16 protein-coding genes and 3 pseudogenes are annotated in these 16,787 nt (G+C 48.7%); 14 read left to right on the top strand and 5 right to left on the bottom strand.

The window, feature by feature from the left end; all coding sequences use genetic code 11:
- The 3 genes from BFF42_RS24935 to BFF42_RS24925 all read right to left on the bottom strand — a co-directional run.
- Positions 1 to 155, bottom strand: a 155-nt coding sequence (locus BFF42_RS24935) for an IS1 family transposase (RefSeq protein WP_001348782.1), incomplete at its 3' end; no start/stop codon positions are given.
- A gap of 28 nt (positions 156 to 183) precedes the next feature.
- Complete coding sequence (locus BFF42_RS24930) at positions 184 to 399, bottom strand: hypothetical protein (protein WP_004980611.1); 216 nt, start codon at positions 397 to 399, stop codon at positions 184 to 186.
- A gap of 35 nt (positions 400 to 434) precedes the next feature.
- Positions 435 to 1,289, bottom strand: coding sequence for a tagatose bisphosphate family class II aldolase (locus BFF42_RS24925; RefSeq protein WP_000275543.1), 855 nt, complete (start codon positions 1,287 to 1,289; stop codon positions 435 to 437).
- A gap of 341 nt (positions 1,290 to 1,630) precedes the next feature.
- Between BFF42_RS24925 and BFF42_RS24920 the strand changes: the two genes are divergently transcribed.
- The 9 genes from BFF42_RS24920 to BFF42_RS24880 all read left to right on the top strand — a co-directional run bounded on the left by BFF42_RS24920 (position 1,631) and on the right by BFF42_RS24880 (position 8,946).
- Complete coding sequence (locus BFF42_RS24920; RefSeq protein WP_000843959.1) at positions 1,631 to 2,461, top strand: DeoR/GlpR family DNA-binding transcription regulator; 831 nt, start codon at positions 1,631 to 1,633, stop codon at positions 2,459 to 2,461.
- 31 nt (positions 2,462 to 2,492) lie between these two features.
- Positions 2,493 to 3,428, top strand: a complete 936-nt coding sequence (locus tag BFF42_RS24915; RefSeq protein ID WP_001446002.1) for a sugar kinase — start codon at positions 2,493 to 2,495, stop codon at positions 3,426 to 3,428.
- A gap of 92 nt (positions 3,429 to 3,520) precedes the next feature.
- Complete coding sequence (locus BFF42_RS24910) at positions 3,521 to 3,763, top strand: YhdT family protein (protein WP_001446003.1); 243 nt, start codon at positions 3,521 to 3,523, stop codon at positions 3,761 to 3,763.
- Positions 3,753 to 5,204 carry a sodium/pantothenate symporter gene (gene panF, locus BFF42_RS24905; protein ID WP_001175722.1) on the top strand — a complete coding sequence of 484 codons (1,452 nt, stop codon included), beginning with the start codon at positions 3,753 to 3,755 and terminating at the stop codon, positions 5,202 to 5,204. Before BFF42_RS24910 ends, panF begins: the two co-directional genes overlap by 11 nt.
- 11 nt (positions 5,205 to 5,215) lie before the next feature.
- Positions 5,216 to 6,097 carry a 50S ribosomal protein L11 methyltransferase gene (prmA, locus tag BFF42_RS24900; RefSeq protein ID WP_001145827.1) on the top strand — a complete coding sequence of 294 codons (882 nt, stop codon included), beginning with the start codon at positions 5,216 to 5,218 and terminating at the stop codon, positions 6,095 to 6,097.
- A 328-nt stretch (positions 6,098 to 6,425) separates the two neighbouring features.
- Positions 6,426 to 7,391 carry a tRNA dihydrouridine synthase DusB gene (dusB, locus tag BFF42_RS24895; protein ID WP_001219652.1) on the top strand — a complete coding sequence of 322 codons (966 nt, stop codon included), beginning with the start codon at positions 6,426 to 6,428 and terminating at the stop codon, positions 7,389 to 7,391.
- Between the two features lie 25 nt (positions 7,392 to 7,416).
- On the top strand, positions 7,417 to 7,713 hold the full coding sequence (fis, locus tag BFF42_RS24890) for a DNA-binding transcriptional regulator Fis (RefSeq protein ID WP_000462905.1): 297 nt from the start codon (positions 7,417 to 7,419) through the stop codon (positions 7,711 to 7,713).
- An 85-nt stretch (positions 7,714 to 7,798) separates the two neighbouring features.
- Entirely contained in the window at positions 7,799 to 8,683 is an 885-nt protein-coding gene (gene yhdJ / locus BFF42_RS24885; RefSeq protein WP_001258887.1) for an adenine-specific DNA-methyltransferase, read from the top strand.
- Between the two features lie 83 nt (positions 8,684 to 8,766).
- Positions 8,767 to 8,946: a DUF2556 family protein gene (locus tag BFF42_RS24880; RefSeq protein ID WP_001355779.1), complete on the top strand. Its 180-nt coding sequence runs from the start codon at positions 8,767 to 8,769 to the stop codon at positions 8,944 to 8,946.
- A gap of 2 nt (positions 8,947 to 8,948) precedes the next feature.
- On the opposite strand, the gene acrS is transcribed toward BFF42_RS24880, so the two are convergent.
- Entirely contained in the window at positions 8,949 to 9,611 is a 663-nt protein-coding gene (acrS, locus tag BFF42_RS24875; RefSeq protein ID WP_001129522.1) for a multidrug efflux transporter transcriptional repressor AcrS, read from the bottom strand.
- Between the two features lie 398 nt (positions 9,612 to 10,009).
- On the opposite strand from acrS, the gene acrE reads away from it, so the two are divergent.
- From acrE to BFF42_RS24850, 5 genes and pseudogenes are all read left to right on the top strand, one after another.
- A complete protein-coding gene (gene acrE, locus BFF42_RS24870; protein ID WP_000160337.1) occupies positions 10,010 to 11,167 on the top strand; it encodes a multidrug efflux RND transporter periplasmic adaptor subunit AcrE in 1,158 nt (385 codons plus the stop codon).
- Between the two features lie 11 nt (positions 11,168 to 11,178).
- Positions 11,179 to 14,276, top strand: a pseudogene (acrF, locus tag BFF42_RS24865) (multidrug efflux RND transporter permease subunit AcrF).
- A 252-nt stretch (positions 14,277 to 14,528) separates the two neighbouring features.
- Entirely contained in the window at positions 14,529 to 14,750 is a 222-nt protein-coding gene (locus BFF42_RS24860; protein ID WP_000825639.1) for a putative periplasmic lipoprotein, read from the top strand.
- Positions 14,751 to 15,180: 430 nt separating this feature from the next.
- Positions 15,181 to 16,205 (top strand): annotated as a pseudogene (locus tag BFF42_RS24855) (amino acid ABC transporter substrate-binding protein).
- A gap of 67 nt (positions 16,206 to 16,272) precedes the next feature.
- Positions 16,273 to 16,422, top strand: a pseudogene (locus BFF42_RS24850) (amino acid ABC transporter permease); the annotation flags it as partial.
- 22 nt (positions 16,423 to 16,444) lie between these two features.
- Here BFF42_RS24850 and BFF42_RS24845 read toward each other — a convergent pair.
- The coding region (locus tag BFF42_RS24845; protein ID WP_144038587.1) for a transposase domain-containing protein at positions 16,445 to 16,787 on the bottom strand (343 nt) is incomplete at its 5' end.

The raw sequence follows: 16,787 nt of genomic DNA, 5'->3' as shown, positions 1-16,787 counted from the left end.
GTACCGGGCTGAGAGGCGGTGTAAGTGAACTGTAGTTGCCATGTTTTACGGCAATGAGAGCAGAGATAGCGCTGATGTCCGGCAGTGCTTTTGCCGTTACGCACCACGCCTTCAGTAGCGGAGCAGGAAGGACATCTGATGGAAATGGAAGCCACGCAAGCACCTTAAAATCACCATCATACACTAAATCAGTAAGTTGGCAGCATTACCAATAGAGACACTTAAATTGACATTGTCTTTTTTTGCCTCTTCTTTCATGGCATTCGCAAGATCAATATAGAAAGGATGTTGCTGTGTTAATAATGACGCACCAATTTTATACTCTTTTGCCAACGAATTTTGCGAGAACAATGCCAGGCTCACCAACATAGCTGAACCAAGTAATTTAATATTTTTCATAAACAATCCTCATTGTTTTTGTAGGGTACAACGTCTTAAATTTTTCCTTCACTACCACAGACACCAATAATACGAGTTACGACTTCTTTCATGGCGGCCTTTGCGGGCTGCATATAGTGGCGTGGATCATTTGCCGCAGGATTGTTGTAGAAATATCCTTTTAACGCATCGGCAAACGCAATTTTCAATTCTGTCGCGACATTCACTTTACAAATACCGCGGCGAATACAGTGCTGAACGTCCTGTTCTGATAAGCCCGAAGCACCATGCAACACCAGTGGAATCTCCACTCGCTGACGAATCTGTTCCAGCCGCACAAAATCCAGTCGTGGTTCATGCGCATATAAACCATGTGCTGTGCCGATTGCTACGGCCAGGGAGTCAATTTGGGTACGTTGAACAAACTCTGCAGCTGCGGCTGGTGAGGTATAAGCGGAATCTTTTTCATCCACCAGCAGATCGTCCTCCTGGCCGCCAAGACGCCCTAGCTCGACCTCAACGCTAACATCAAAGCGATGGCAAAAGGTGGTAACTTCTTGCACTCGCGCAATGTTGTCTTCAAATGGCAAATGGGAGCCATCAATCATGACAGAACGGATCCCTGCGCGAACCTTGTTAAAAATGTCATCACTCTCTTCATGATGGTCGAGATGCAGGACTAACGGCAGGTTGTACTCGCGAGCCAGCGATTGTACTAACGAAATTAAACTTCCCACGCCACCATAACGATAAGTACCGGGTGTTCCCGCCAGCATAACGGGAGAGCGAAGTTGTGCAGCGCTCTCAACAACTACCTGTAAAGTTTCAAGGTTATGAATGTTGAAAGCGGGGACGGCATATCCCTCTGACTGGGCTTTTTTCAGCATGTTTTTGCTTGAAATGATGTACATCGCAGCTCCTGTTATTTGTCGTTCGCCTTACAAAATGAAGAAAGAGAATATTCACTTTCATTTTGAAAGCAAACTAGCACAGCAAAAGCGGCAAAAAGCGTGATGCATGTCGAATATCATCAAAATAACTTACAAAAAATAACTTAATTTGTTTTTCACTTTACAAGTGAAACCAATAACATCTCTGCATAAATATGAATAAATTCATTTATTTTTCAATGAATTAATCTATTTTTGTTGCGATTTTTGACCCATGATTTTCTTTTCGAATTGTCGATATTATTGAAGGATAACTTTCAAAGAAAAATACAAGGGGCTATAGTGTTACGCATTAAAGGCCAATGAAGAGTGTTAACGTGCCGAGAAAATCGTCTAACCTACTGAAACGCAGATTAAAAATTGCAGAAATTGTTGCCGCCCAAGGTGAAATCAAAGTTGATGACTTATCTGCGCAACTTGGTGTCTCTGGCGTGACGATCCGCGGCGATCTCAGTTATCTGGAGCAACAGGGATATTTAAAGCGATCATTTGGCGGTGCTATTGCGACACCACTCTCCTCTGAACCAGAAGCGATACAACCGATCGCGCCATTGTCTCTGGCACAACAAATGGAAATAGCACGACATTGCGCACGGTTAATTCGCGATCGTGACACGCTATTTCTTGGACATGGGACAATCTGCCGTAAGATCATTCCATTGCTCAGCGAAGTGAAAAAACTGCGTCTGATCACCAACGATCCCGAACATGCGCTGCTGGCAAATCAGTTTATTGATGGCGAAATAATACTGGCTGGCAGTGAAATGCTGCGCCCCGACACCGCACTGGCCGGAAAACCGCTTGAACAGGCACTTCAGCATTTCACCATTACACATAGCATTCTGGAAATCAACCATCTGGATGCTGATGGTACTTTAAATATCAACGTTCCCAGACTGGCCGCTGCCTGGCAGCTCTGTTTCGATCATGCCCAGAATAAGACGGTTATCGTTGCCGCCGATCCTGCGCCATCAACGGCTGCTATCGGGCATTTGCATCAGGCAGAAAATGTGATCGTCAGCCGCAGCATTAACGAACAATATCAGCAACAATTGCAGTCGGCTGATTTCGTTATCCTTTATACCAGTAATGAGTGCTTTACCTGGTCCAATCGCGAAAGGCTTCAGGAATGAGAGGGGTTTTGTGACAATAACTATCTGCGCTATGGGCGAATTGCTGGCCGAGTTTTTGTCCCGCAACCCACATCAAAAATTCACTCAGCCTGGGGAGTTTATCGGGCCATTTCCCAGCGGTGCGCCAGCAATTTTTGCTGCTCAGGTGGCAAAACTGTCCCATCGGGCCATCTTCTTCGGATGTGTTGGTAATGATGATTTTGGCCGACTCATTATAGAGCGCCTCCGTCATGAAGGTGTCATTACCGATGGGATCCATGTTATGAACAATGCCGTCACAGGTACGGCGTTCGTGAGTTATCAAAATCCCCAGCAGCGCGATTTCGTCTTTAATATCCCTAACAGCGCCTGCGGCTTGTTTACTGCTGAGCACATTGATAAGGATCTGCTAAAACAGTGTAACCATCTCCATATTGTGGGCTCATCGTTGTTCTCATTTCGCATGATCGATGTCATGCGTAAAGCAATAACGACGATCAAATCGGCTGGCGGCACCGTTTCTTTCGATCCCAATATTCGCAAAGAGATGCTGAGCATTCCTGAAATGGCGCAGGCTCTCGATTATTTGATTGAATATACGGATATTTTCATCCCCAGCGAAAGCGAACTCCCTTTCTTCGCGCGTCACAAAAATCTGTCAGAAGAACAGATTGTTAGCGATCTTCTCCACGGCGGCGTAAAACATGTGGCGATAAAACGCGCCCAGCGTGGGGCCAGCTATTACAAGCTTAAAAACGGTACATTACACGCCCAGCATGTTACAGGCCACGATATCGAAATTATCGATCCAACGGGTGCAGGCGACTGCTTTGGCGCAACGTTTATCACTCTTTTCTTATCCGGTTTCCCGGCACATAAGGCACTGCAATATGCAAATGCCAGCGGCGCGCTCGCCGTAATGCGGCAAGGTCCGATGGAAGGGATATCCTCACTGGCTGACATTGAAGACTTTTTGCAGCAGCACTGAACGGCAATTTTCTGTCAGATTATTTTCCCTGCCTGAAGAGTTGCCGTAGAATTGCCCGTTTCTCGTATCCCCCCATGAGGAGGAACCCTTCCGTGGACACTCGTTTTGTTCAGGCCCATAAAGAGGCGCGCTGGGCGCTGGGGCTGACCCTTTTGTATCTGGCAGTTTGGTTAGCAGCCGCTTACTTACCTGACGTTGCCCCCGGTTTTACCGGCTTTCCGCGCTGGTTTGAGATGGCCTGCATCCTGACGCCGCTGCTGTTTATTGGACTGTGCTGGGCGATGGTGAAATTTATCTATCGCGATATCCCACTGGAGGATGACGATGCAGCTTGAAGTGATTCTACCGCTGGTCGCCTATCTGGTGGTGGTGTTCGGTATCTCTGTTTATGCGATGCGTAAACGGAGCACCGGTACCTTCCTTAATGAGTATTTCCTCGGCAGCCGCTCTATGGGCGGTATTGTGCTGGCGATGACGCTCACCGCGACCTATATCAGTGCAAGTTCGTTTATCGGCGGGCCTGGAGCTGCTTATAAATACGGCCTGGGTTGGGTATTGCTGGCGATGATTCAGCTTCCTGCAGTCTGGCTTTCGCTCGGTATTCTCGGCAAGAAGTTCGCGATTCTTGCGCGCCGCTACAATGCAGTGACGCTGAACGACATGCTGTTTGCCCGCTACCAGAGTCGTCTTCTGGTGTGGCTGGCGAGTTTGAGTTTGCTGGTTGCGTTCGTTGGGGCAATGACCGTGCAGTTTATCGGCGGTGCGCGCCTGCTGGAAACCGCGGCGGGTATTCCTTATGAAACCGGGCTGCTGATTTTCGGTATCAGCATTGCGTTGTATACCGCCTTTGGCGGCTTTCGCGCCAGCGTGCTGAACGACACCATGCAAGGGCTTGTGATGCTGATTGGCACCGTTGTGCTGCTTATTGGCGTGGTACATGCCGCAGGTGGTTTAAGTAATGCGGTAGAGACGCTGCAAACCATCGATCCGCAACTGGTTACGCCACAAGGCGCTGACGATATTCTGTCGCCTGCCTTTATGACGTCGTTCTGGGTACTGGTGTGCTTTGGCGTGATTGGCCTGCCGCATACTGCGGTGCGCTGTATCTCTTATAAAGACAGCAAAGCGGTACACCGGGGGATCATCATCGGTACGATTGTAGTCGCAATCCTGATGTTCGGTATGCACCTGGCCGGAGCGTTAGGTCGTGCAGTGATCCCCGATCTCACCGTACCGGATCTGGTGATCCCGACGTTAATGGTAAAAGTGCTGCCACCGTTTGCTGCCGGGATCTTTCTGGCTGCACCTATGGCTGCGATCATGTCGACAATTAACGCCCAATTGCTACAAAGTTCCGCTACGATCATTAAAGATCTCTATCTGAATATCCGTCCGGATCAAATGCAAAACGAGACGCGTCTGAAGCGGATGTCGGCGGTAATTACGTTAGTTCTCGGCGCGTTGCTGCTGCTTGCCGCCTGGAAGCCGCCAGAAATGATCATCTGGCTGAATTTGCTGGCCTTCGGTGGGTTGGAAGCCGTTTTCCTGTGGCCGCTGGTGCTGGGTCTTTACTGGGAACGCGCCAACGCCAAAGGCGCGCTAAGTGCGATGATCGTTGGCGGCGTGCTGTATGCCGTACTCGCGACGCTGAATATTCAGTACCTGGGCTTCCACCCTATCGTGCCCTCGTTACTACTAAGTTTGCTGGCTTTCCTGGTCGGAAACCGTTTCGGTACATCCGTCCCGCAAGCTACCGTTTTGACTACTGATAAATAAAGAGTTTTGCCATGCCTTGGATCCAACTGAAACTGAACACCACCGGCGCGAACGCTGAAGATCTTAGCGATGCGCTGATGGAAGCGGGTGCCGTTTCTATCACTTTTCAGGATACCCACGATACGCCAGTATTTGAGCCGCTGCCGGGCGAAACGCGCCTGTGGGGCGACACCGATGTGATTGGTCTGTTCGACGCTGAAACCGATATGAACGACGTGGTGGCGATTCTGGAAAACCATCCGCTGCTCGGCGCAGGCTTCGCGCATAAAATCGAACAACTGGAAGATAAAGACTGGGAGCGCGAATGGATGGATAATTTCCACCCGATGCGCTTTGGTGAACGACTGTGGATCTGCCCAAGCTGGCGTGATGTGCCGGACGAAAACGCCGTCAACGTGATGTTAGACCCAGGGCTGGCGTTTGGTACGGGTACCCATCCAACTACCTCTCTGTGCCTACAATGGCTCGACAGCCTCGATTTAACTGGTAAAACAGTCATCGACTTTGGCTGCGGTTCCGGCATTCTGGCTATCGCGGCGCTGAAACTGGGTGCAGCAAAAGCCATTGGTATTGATATCGATCCGCAGGCGATTCAGGCTAGCCGCGACAACGCCGAACGTAATGGCGTTTCTGACCGTCTGGAACTCTACTTACCGAAAGATCAGCCAGAAGAAATGAAAGCCGACGTGGTGGTCGCGAACATCCTTGCAGGCCCATTACGTGAACTGGCACCGTTAATCAGCGTCCTGCCGGTTTCAGGCGGTTTGCTGGGCCTTTCCGGTATTCTGGCAAGCCAGGCAGAGAGCGTTTGTGAAGCTTATGCCGATAGCTTCGCACTGGACCCGGTCGTGGAAAAAGAAGAGTGGTGCCGTATTACCGGTCGTAAGAATTAACCTTCGCATCGCCGTAGGGTGACGCGGGGCGAAGTGCGAGCAAGCTCACAAAAGGCACGTAAATTTGCCGGTTATTTACGCAAATTTGCGTGCCAAAATTTTCATTCATAAAGAAAAATTGAGAACTTACTCAAATTTCTTTGAATGTAAATTTTAGTCACTATTTTCTAATATGATGATTTTTATGAGTAATTATCGCACCACGCTCATTTTAAATGCAATTCTTTGATCCATCTCAGAGGATTGGTCAAAGTTTGGCCTTTCATCTCGTGCAAAAAATGCGTAATATACGCCGCCTTGCAGTCACAGTATGGTCATTTCTTAACTCATGCGCATCGGACAATATCAGCTCAGAAATCGCCTGATCGCAGCGCCCATGGCTGGCATTACAGACAGACCTTTTCGGACGTTGTGCTACGAGATGGGAGCCGGATTGACAGTATCCGAGATGATGTCTTCTAACCCACAGGTTTGGGAAAGCGACAAATCTCGTTTACGGATGGTGCACATTGATGAACCCGGTATTCGCACCGTGCAAATTGCTGGTAGCGATCCGAAAGAAATGGCAGATGCAGCACGTATTAACGTGGAAAGCGGTGCCCAGATTATTGATATCAATATGGGTTGCCCGGCTAAAAAAGTGAATCGCAAGCTCGCAGGTTCAGCCCTCTTGCAGTACCCGGATGTCGTTAAATCGATCCTTACCGAGGTCGTCAATGCAGTGGACGTTCCTGTTACCCTGAAGATTCGCACTGGCTGGGCACCGGAACACCGTAACTGCGAAGAGATTGCCCAACTGGCTGAAGACTGTGGCATTCAGGCTCTGACCATTCATGGCCGTACACGCGCCTGTTTGTTCAATGGAGAAGCTGAGTACGACAGTATTCGGGCAGTTAAGCAGAAAGTTTCCATTCCGGTTATCGCGAATGGCGACATTACTGACCCGCTTAAAGCCAGAGCTGTGCTCGACTATACAGGGGCGGATGCCCTGATGATAGGCCGCGCAGCTCAGGGAAGACCCTGGATCTTTCGGGAAATCCAGCATTATCTGGACACTGGGGAGTTGCTGCCCCCACTGCCTTTGGCAGAGGTTAAGCGCTTGCTTTGCGCGCACGTTCGGGAACTGCATGACTTTTATGGTCCGGCAAAAGGGTACCGAATTGCACGTAAACACGTTTCCTGGTATCTCCAGGAACACGCTCCAAATGACCAGTTTCGGCGCACATTCAACGCCATTGAGGATGCTAGCGAACAGCTGGAGGCGTTGGAGGCATACTTCGAAAATTTTGCGTAAACAGAAATAAAGAGCTGACAGAACTATGTTCGAACAACGCGTAAATTCTGACGTACTGACCGTTTCTACCGTTAACTCTCAGGATCAGGTAACCCAAAAACCCCTGCGTGACTCGGTTAAACAGGCACTGAAGAACTATTTTGCTCAACTGAATGGTCAGGATGTGAATGACCTCTATGAGCTGGTACTGGCTGAAGTAGAACAGCCCCTGTTGGACATGGTGATGCAATACACCCGTGGTAACCAGACCCGTGCTGCGCTGATGATGGGCATCAACCGTGGTACGCTGCGTAAAAAATTGAAAAAATACGGCATGAACTAATTCAGGTTAGCTAAATGCTTGATTAAAAAGGCGCTACTCGGCATGGGGAAGCGCCTTTTTTATAGGTGTCACAAAGGGAGTGACCATGAGAACAGGATGTGAACCGACCCGGTTTGGTAATGAAGCTAAGACCATTATTCACGGTGATGCGCTTGCCGAACTTAAAAAGATCCCCGCCGAAAGTGTCGATCTGATCTTTGCCGACCCACCATATAACATCGGTAAAAATTTTGATGGTCTGATCGAAGCCTGGAAAGAAGATCTGTTTATCGACTGGCTGTTTGAAGTGATTGCAGAGTGCCACCGCGTTCTGAAAAAGCAGGGCAGCATGTACATCATGAACAGCACGGAAAACATGCCCTTTATCGATCTCCAGTGCCGCAAGCTTTTTACCATCAAAAGTCGCATCGTCTGGTCATATGACAGTTCTGGAGTACAGGCGAAAAAACACTACGGCTCCATGTACGACCCCATCCTGATGATGGTGAAAGACGCAAAGAACTACACATTCAACGGTGATGCTATTCTGGTAGAAGCCAAAACCGGATCGCAGCGCGCGTTGATCGATTATCGCAAAAATCCTCCACAGCCATACAATCATCAAAAAGTACCGGGTAACGTCTGGGATTTTCCGCGCGTGCGTTATTTGATGGATGAATATGAGAACCACCCGACGCAAAAACCGGAAGCCTTACTGAAACGCATTATTCTCGCCTCTTCCAACCCAGGCGATATCGTTCTCGACCCGTTTGCCGGTAGCTTTACTACCGGTGCCGTAGCCGTCTCCAGCGGGCGAAAATTCATTGGTATTGAGATCAACAGCGAGTACATCAAAATGGGGCTTCGACGGCTGGATGTCGCGTCGCATTACTCTGCGGAAGAACTGGCGAAAGTGAAAAAAAGAAAGACCGGCAACCTGTCAAAACGAAGCCGGTTAAGCGAAGTTGACCCCGATCTCATTGCAAAGTAAAGGAAGTGTAAGCCTGGTTTTCAGATTATTCATTTCGTGTATATTTCCTGCCAGACTTGGTTAAACATGCACAGGCTCAGGTAATGATTCGCAAGTATTGGTGGCTCGTCGTTTTCGCTGTCTTCGTTTTTCTGTTTGATACTTTACTGATGCAGTGGATTGAACTGCTGACAACAGAAACAGACAAATGCCGTAATATGAACTCAGTTAATCCACTAAAACTGGTTAACTGTGACGAACTGAATTTTCAGGACAGAATGTGAATTTACATGACACTTAATTCATTCGTTTGATGAATTAATTTCGTTATGTTTTCATCTGGCATGAACATTCTTAATACGTTATCGACCAGCGCGGGTGCTTGTTTATAAAGATCATAACCCGCCATATTCATTAACCAGTTTTGAACAATTCCGCTGAAGGCACCATTAATAATAATCATCACAACATCTAAATCGAGGTTATTTGCTACACAACCTTGTTGCTGACACGCCTGCAATACTTCGCGGAGAGTCTGCGGATTAAAGCCCATCTTTTCGCGTATCACTCCCTCGGCCAGCATCTCATCATTAAATTCACATTTGTGATATAAGATTTTCAGCAACGCCTGCTGGCGGGGAATTTTGGCAATATATTGCAAGCCGACAATCAATTTTTCACGCAATTGTTGAAACGGGTCATGCTCTAATCCAGCCGTCAAGTGTTCCTGGATTAACTCCCGCAATGAAGGCTGTTGCAACCACATCTCATTAAACAGTTGAGTCTTGTTTTCGAAGTGCCAGTAGATAGCGCCACGCGTAACGTTAGCGGCGTCGGCAATGTCGTTGAGCGTCGTCTTGCTTACGCCATGCTGCGCAAACTGGGCGATGGCAGTTTCAATCAGTTCTTGCCGGGTCTTCAGAGCTTCGGCTTTGGTTCTTTTTGCCATGATTAATTATTCAGGAAATAAATATATTCGACACAGGGTGAGAAAATAGCGAAGGTTAATCTATCATCTAATGTGTATTTATACGAGAGGGTAACATTGAGTTGCTATAAATCGTCAAATAAACAATGTATATTATTTACCTAAAATACATTCGCCACATGAATATATATTTCAATTTACGAGGTTTTAATTCTGCCTCTTTCAACCCGCGTCAAAATAAAACAGTAGAATATTAATCTTTTTTTGCGTTTATGTGCCTTGAGACGCCAGTATTCATAACTATTCCTTACATCGACGAATGATAATTTGTAGGATAGCAAACTGTATTTTTCTTTCTGCGAGTTAACGCGTTGCCTTTCTGGGTAAATAACGCGCTTTTGGTTTTTTGAGGAATAGTAATGACGAAACATGCCAGGTTTTTCCTCCTGCCCTCCTTTATTCTGATCTCCGCGGCTTTAATCGCCGGTTGTAACGATAAGGGAGAAGAGAAAGCTCACGTCGGTGAACCGCAGGTTACCGTTCATATTGTGAAAACGGCCCCGTTAGAAGTTAAGACTGAATTACCAGGCCGCACCAATGCTTACCGTATAGCCGAAGTTCGCCCACAGGTTAGCGGGATCGTACTGAATCGTAATTTCACTGAAGGCAGCGATGTACAAGCAGGCCAGTCCCTGTACCAGATCGATCCCGCGACCTATCAGGCAAATTATGACAGCGCGAAAGGCGAACTGGCGAAAAGTGAAGCCGCCGCCGCCATCGCGCATTTGACGGTAAAACGTTACGTTCCGCTCGTGGGTACGAAATACATCAGCCAGCAGGAGTACGACCAGGCCATTGCTGATGCTCGCCAGGCCGATGCCGCCGTGATTGCCGCAAAAGCCACAGTCGAAAGCGCTCGCATCAATCTCGCTTATACCAAAGTGACTGCGCCAATTAGCGGACGTATCGGCAAATCGACCGTGACCGAAGGCGCTCTTGTCACTAATGGGCAAACGACTGAACTGGCGACTGTCCAGCAGCTCGATCCTATCTACGTTGATGTGACCCAATCCAGCAACGATTTTATGAGGCTGAAGCAATCCGTAGAGCAAGGAAATTTGCATAAGGAAAACGCCACCAGCAACGTAGAGTTGGTCATGGAAAACGGTCAAACCTATCCCCTGAAAGGTACGCTGCAATTCTCTGATGTGACCGTTGATGAAAGCACCGGCTCCATAACCCTACGTGCTGTCTTCCCTAACCCGCAACATACGCTTTTGCCGGGTATGTATGTGCGTGCACGGATTGATGAAGGCGTCCAACCTGACGCCATTCTTATCCCGCAACAAGGCGTTAGCCGCACACCGCGTGGTGATGCAACCGTGCTGATTGTTAACGATAAAAGTCAGGTGGAAGCGCGCCCTGTCGTTGCCAGTCAGGCGATTGGCGATAAATGGTTGATTAGCGAAGGTCTGAAATCTGGCGATCAAGTCATTGTCAGCGGCCTGCAAAAAGCGCGTCCGGGAGAGCAGGTTAAAGCCACTACCGATACCCCCGCAGATACTGCATCGAAGTAAGGTAATCTGACATGGCAAACTTTTTTATTCGACGACCGATATTTGCATGGGTGCTGGCCATTATTCTGATGATGGCGGGCGCACTGGCGATCCTACAATTGCCCGTCGCTCAGTATCCAACCATTGCACCGCCTGCGGTTTCTGTTTCGGCAAACTATCCAGGTGCTGATGCGCAGACCGTGCAGGATACGGTGACGCAGGTTATCGAACAGAATATGAATGGTATCGATAACCTGATGTATATGTCCTCCACCAGCGATTCCGCCGGTAGCGTGACAATTACTCTTACCTTCCAGTCCGGGACCGATCCTGATATCGCGCAAGTGCAGGTGCAGAACAAACTCCAGCTCGCCACGCCGTTGCTGCCGCAGGAGGTTCAGCAGCAGGGGATCAGTGTTGAAAAGTCCAGTAGCAGCTATTTGATGGTGGCGGGTTTTGTCTCTGATAACCCAGGCACCACACAGGACGATATCTCGGACTATGTGGCCTCTAACGTTAAAGATACGCTTAGCCGTCTGAATGGCGTCGGTGACGTACAGCTTTTCGGCGCACAGTATGCGATGCGTATCTGGCTGGACGCCGATCTGCTAAACAAATATAAACTGACACCGGTTGATGTGATTAACCAGTTGAAGGTACAGAACGATCAGATCGCTGCCGGACAGTTGGGCGGAACGCCAGCGTTACCAGGGCAACAGTTGAATGCCTCGATTATTGCTCAAACGCGGTTAAAAAATCCGGAAGAATTCGGCAAATTGACCCTGCGCGTAAACAGTGACGGCTCGGTGGTACGCCTGAAAGATGTCGCACGGGTTGAACTTGGCGGTGAAAACTATAACGTTATCGCTCGTATCAACGGAAAACCGGCGGCGGGCCTGGGGATTAAGCTGGCAACCGGCGCGAATGCTCTCGATACCGCGAAAGCCATTAAGGCAAAACTGGCGGAATTACAGCCATTCTTCCCGCAGGGAATGAAGGTTCTCTACCCTTATGACACCACGCCATTCGTCCAGCTTTCTATTCACGAAGTGGTAAAAACGCTGTTCGAAGCCATTATGCTGGTGTTCCTGGTGATGTATCTGTTCTTGCAGAATATGCGAGCAACGCTGATCCCCACCATTGCGGTACCCGTGGTGTTGTTAGGGACGTTTGCCATCCTCGCCGCTTTTGGTTACTCCATCAACACACTAACGATGTTCGGGATGGTGCTTGCCATCGGGCTGCTCGTCGATGATGCGATAGTGGTGGTGGAGAACGTCGAGCGCGTGATGATGGAGGATAAGCTCCCGCCAAAAGAAGCGACGGAAAAATCGATGTCGCAAATTCAGGGCGCACTGGTGGGTATCGCGATGGTGCTGTCAGCGGTATTTATTCCGATGGCATTCTTCGGCGGTTCTACTGGGGCAATTTATCGCCAGTTCTCTATCACCATCGTTTCGGCAATGGCACTTTCTGTTCTGGTGGCATTGATTCTTACCCCTGCGTTATGTGCAACGCTGCTTAAACCCGTCTCTGCTGAGCATCACGAAAATAAGGGCGGTTTCTTCGGCTGGTTTAATACCACCTTCGATCATAGCGTTAACCACTACACCAACAGCGTCGGCAAAATCCTCGGTTCCACAGGACGATATTTACTGATCTATGCGCTGATTGTTGCAGGAATGGTGGTGTTGTTTTTACGTCTTCCTTCTTACCTGAAGAGGATCAGGGTGTCTTTCTGACCATGATTCAGTTACCCGCTGGCGCGACGCAAGAGCGGACGCAAAAAGTGTTGGATCAAGTGACGGATTACTATCTGAAGAACGAGAAAGCGAACGTTGAAAGTGTCTTTACGGTTAACGGCTTTAGCTTCAGCGGCTAGGCACAAAACGCCGGTATGGCCTTCGTCAGTCTGAAACCGTGGGAAGAGCGTAATGGTGATGAAAACAGTGCGGAAGCGGTAATCCATCGTGCCAAAATGGAATTGGGCAAGATCCGCGACGGTTTTGTCATTCCATTCAATATGCCAGCCATTGTTGAACTGGGCACGGCAACGGGTTTCGACTTTGAGTTAATTGATCAGGCTGGGCTGGGTCACGATGCCCTAACCCAGGCCCGTAACCAGTTGCTTGGTATGGCGGCGCAACATCCTGCCAGCTTAGTCAGCGTGCGTCCTAATGGCCTGGAAGACACCGCGCAGTTTAAACTGGAAGTTGACCAGGAAAAGGCGCAGGCATTAAGTGTTTCACTTTCTGACATCAATCAGACCATTTCAACGGCGTTGGGTGGGACTTACGTTAACGACTTCATCGACCGTGGTCGCGTGAAAAAGGTGTATGTTCAGGCGGATGCCAAATTCCGTATGCTGCCAGAAGATGTCGATAAACTTTATGTCCGCAGCGCCAACGGCGAAATGGTGCCATTCTCGGCCTTTACCACTTCACATTGGGTGTATGGCTCTCCGCGACTGGAACACTACAACGGTCTGCCGTCAATGGAGATTCAGGGGGAAGCCGCGCCAGGAACCAGTTCCGGCGATGCCATGGCGTTGATGGAAAACCTTGCGTCAAAATTACCTGCGGGCATTGGTTATGACTGGACGGGTATGTCGTATCAGGAACGCTTATCGGGAAACCAGGCTCCCGCTCTGGTAGCAATTTCCTTTGTGGTTGTTTTCCTGTGCCTTGCTGCACTCTATGAAAGCTGGTCAATTCCTGTCTCGGTTATGTTGGTCGTGCCGTTAGGGATTGTCGGCGTGCTGCTGGCGGCGACACTCTTTAATCAAAAAAATGACGTCTACTTTATGGTGGGCTTGCTAACGACAATTGGCTTGTCGGCCAAAAACGCTATTTTGATTGTTGAGTTCGCTAAAGATCTCATGGAGAAAGAGGGTAAAGGTGTTGTTGAAGCGACACTAATGGCAGTACGTATGCGTCTGCGTCCTATCCTGATGACCTCTCTCGCCTTTATTCTCGGCGTATTACCGCTAGCTATCAGTAACGGTGCAGGCAGTGGCGCGCAGAACGCAGTGGGTATCGGGGTAATGGGCGGAATGGTCTCTGCAACGTTGCTGGCAATCTTCTTCGTACCGGTGTTCTTTGTGGTGATCCGCCGTTGCTTTAAAGGATAAATCAGAAACATAAAGGCACTTTCGGATGCCTTTATTATTTTCAGTGAAACCCATAAAAATTAATAAGATATTCTTCCACTCACTCTTTAAAAACTTTCTATAGTTCCCGCTCCCTTCACTATTTTTACAATTCACATAATTTGTCATTATTCATTCCGCAATATTTATAACCTCCGGTGATAAAATGGCATTCAGCTCGTTAATAAGAGAGTTAACTTATTAAGCGTTAGCGTTTATTACTGAGGTAACACCATGAAAAGATTAATTCCTGTGGCATTGCTCACCGCATTGCTGGCGGGCTGTGCTCACGATTCGCCCTGCGTTCCGGTTTATGACGATCAGGGTCGTCTGGTTCACACCAATACCTGTATGAAAGGCACGACTCAGGATAACTGGGAAACGGCTGGGGCTATTGCCGGCGGGGCAGCGGCTGTTGCTGGCCTGACGATGGGGATCATCGCTCTGTCGAAATAACTGAACAGGGCGCGGAGTTTCGCGCTCTGTTTAACGATACAGTATCTTTACATAAGATAAAATATTGCTATATTCTGCTGGCTAATTCTCTGCTGATTTAGCATGTTATATCGCGTTATTTCGCTGCTTTCGAAATAACGCATCAATTTAACTTTCACACTTCCCACCAGAAATATACTCACGCTAACAATCATTATTCTGCTTAGTAAAACACGCGTAAATATTCTGCGCCAAAATGTGGCGCATGTTTCATTTTCGCACCATTGCGGGGCGCTGTTTTTATTATTTACTGTCTACACTCAGCTTATTGCGACGCGAAATCGTGCGCAAAAGCTGGCACTACTTTTGCTTATAAGAGGATGGCCACAGACAGGTAAAAGACGTTTCCCAAACGTCCTATAACGATAATTTTCGCCTCACAGGAAGCATTATGAAAAAGATGATGATAGCCACACTGGCTGCCGCCAGCGTGCTGCTTGCCGTTGCAAATCAGCGCATGCTGGCGCGACGCTTGATGCCGTTCAGAAAAAAGGTTTTGTGCAATGCGGGATCAGTGATGGATTACCTGGGTTCTCTTATGCCGATGCAGACGGTAAGTTTTCAGGTATTGATGTTGATGTTTGTCGTAGTGTTGCCGCTGCTGTATTTGGTGACGACACGAAAGTGAAATATACCCCACTCACAGCAAAAGAACGCTTCACGGCTTTACAGTCAGGGGAAGTGGATTTGCTCTCCCGTAATACGACCTGGACTTCATCTCGCGACGCCGGGATGGGAATGGCATTTACTGGCGTCACTTATTACGACGGCATTGGCTTCCTGACGCACGATAAAGCGGGGCTAAAAAGCGCGAAAGAACTGGATGGCGCTACCGTCTGTATTCAGGCGGGTACTGATACCGAACTCAACGTTGCCGACTATTTCAAGGCAAACAATATGAAGTACACACCGGTGACTTTCGATCGCTCTGACGAATCAGCGAAGGCACTGGAATCTGGTCGCTGCGATACGCTGGCCTCGGATCAGTCGCAACTGTATGCCCTGCGCATCAAATTAAGCAACCCAGCTGAATGGATTGTCTTACCGGAGGTTATCTCTAAAGAACCGCTTGGGCCGGTAGTTCGTCGTGGCGATGATGAATGGTTCTCGATTGTACGCTGGACGCTTTTCGCCATGCTGAATGCTGAAGAGATGGGCATCAATTCCCAGAACGTCGATGAAAAAGCGGCTAATCCAGCAACGCCTGATATGGCACATCTGCTGGGTAAAGAAGGCGATTACGGCAAGGATCTGAAGTTGGATAATAAATGGGCCTATAACATCATCAAACAGGTGGGTAACTACTCGGAAATTTTCGAGCGTAACGTAGGTTCAGAAAGCCCGCTGAAAATTAAACGTGGGCAAAATAATCTCTGGAATAACGGCGGTATTCAGTACGCGCCGCCCGTGCGTTAAGTCGGTGTGAGGTAACGAGCGTCGCTACGGCGGCGCTCTCTTCAGCGTTATGCTTTCCGAGGTTTCTATGTCTCATCGCCGCTCAACCGTTAAAGGCTCACTCTCCTTTGCCAACCCTACGGTTCGTGCCTGGTTATTCCAGATCCTTGCCGTTGTTGCTGTTGTCGGAATTGTTGGTTGGTTATTTCACAACACTGTAACGAATCTCAGTAAGCGTCAACGGAGCACCGTATTGACGCTTATTTATTGGTGAGTGCTACGTTCCATGGCAGGAGTTCGTCAACACGGTTGGAAGGCCATTCCGGCAGTACGCTCAGGATATAGCGCAGATACGCTTCCGGATCGATACCGTTCAGTCGGCAGGTGCCGATCAGCCCGTACAGTAGCGCACCACGCTCTCCACCGTGATCGCTGCCGAAGAACATAAAGTTTTTCTTTCCGAGACAGACTGCACGAAGCGCTCTTTCCGCGGCATTATTATCCGCCTCAGCCAGACCATCATCACTGAAGTTGCACAACGCAACCCAGTGCTTCCTGATATACCGGAACGCATCTCTCAGACGGCATTTTTTCGATAACGTG

It is taken from the genome of Shigella sp. FC1661 (genome assembly GCF_001712525.1).
Classification (GTDB): domain Bacteria; phylum Pseudomonadota; class Gammaproteobacteria; order Enterobacterales; family Enterobacteriaceae; genus Escherichia; species Escherichia coli.
Note: the sequence above shows the minus strand (reverse complement) of the source record. Positions and strands in the feature narration are given on the sequence as shown.

Bases quoted from the DNA above. Each gene is read 5' to 3' on its own strand.
- BFF42_RS24930 (WP_004980611.1), bottom strand. From the start codon at position 399: ATGAAAAATATTAAATTACTTGGTTCAGCTATGTTGGTGAGCCTGGCA.
- BFF42_RS24925 (WP_000275543.1), bottom strand. From the start codon at position 1,289: ATGTACATCATTTCAAGCAAAAACATGCTGAAAAAAGCCCAGTCAGAG.
- BFF42_RS24920 (WP_000843959.1), top strand. From the start codon at position 1,631: ATGAAGAGTGTTAACGTGCCGAGAAAATCGTCTAACCTACTGAAACGC.
- BFF42_RS24915 (WP_001446002.1), top strand. From the start codon at position 2,493: ATGGGCGAATTGCTGGCCGAGTTTTTGTCCCGCAACCCACATCAAAAA.
- panF (WP_001175722.1), top strand. From the start codon at position 3,753: ATGCAGCTTGAAGTGATTCTACCGCTGGTCGCCTATCTGGTGGTGGTG.
- prmA (WP_001145827.1), top strand. From the start codon at position 5,216: ATGCCTTGGATCCAACTGAAACTGAACACCACCGGCGCGAACGCTGAA.
- dusB (WP_001219652.1), top strand. From the start codon at position 6,426: ATGCGCATCGGACAATATCAGCTCAGAAATCGCCTGATCGCAGCGCCC.
- fis (WP_000462905.1), top strand. From the start codon at position 7,417: ATGTTCGAACAACGCGTAAATTCTGACGTACTGACCGTTTCTACCGTT.
- yhdJ (WP_001258887.1), top strand. From the start codon at position 7,799: ATGAGAACAGGATGTGAACCGACCCGGTTTGGTAATGAAGCTAAGACC.
- BFF42_RS24880 (WP_001355779.1), top strand. From the start codon at position 8,767: ATGATTCGCAAGTATTGGTGGCTCGTCGTTTTCGCTGTCTTCGTTTTT.
- acrS (WP_001129522.1), bottom strand. From the start codon at position 9,611: ATGGCAAAAAGAACCAAAGCCGAAGCTCTGAAGACCCGGCAAGAACTG.
- acrE (WP_000160337.1), top strand. From the start codon at position 10,010: ATGACGAAACATGCCAGGTTTTTCCTCCTGCCCTCCTTTATTCTGATC.
- BFF42_RS24860 (WP_000825639.1), top strand. From the start codon at position 14,529: ATGAAAAGATTAATTCCTGTGGCATTGCTCACCGCATTGCTGGCGGGC.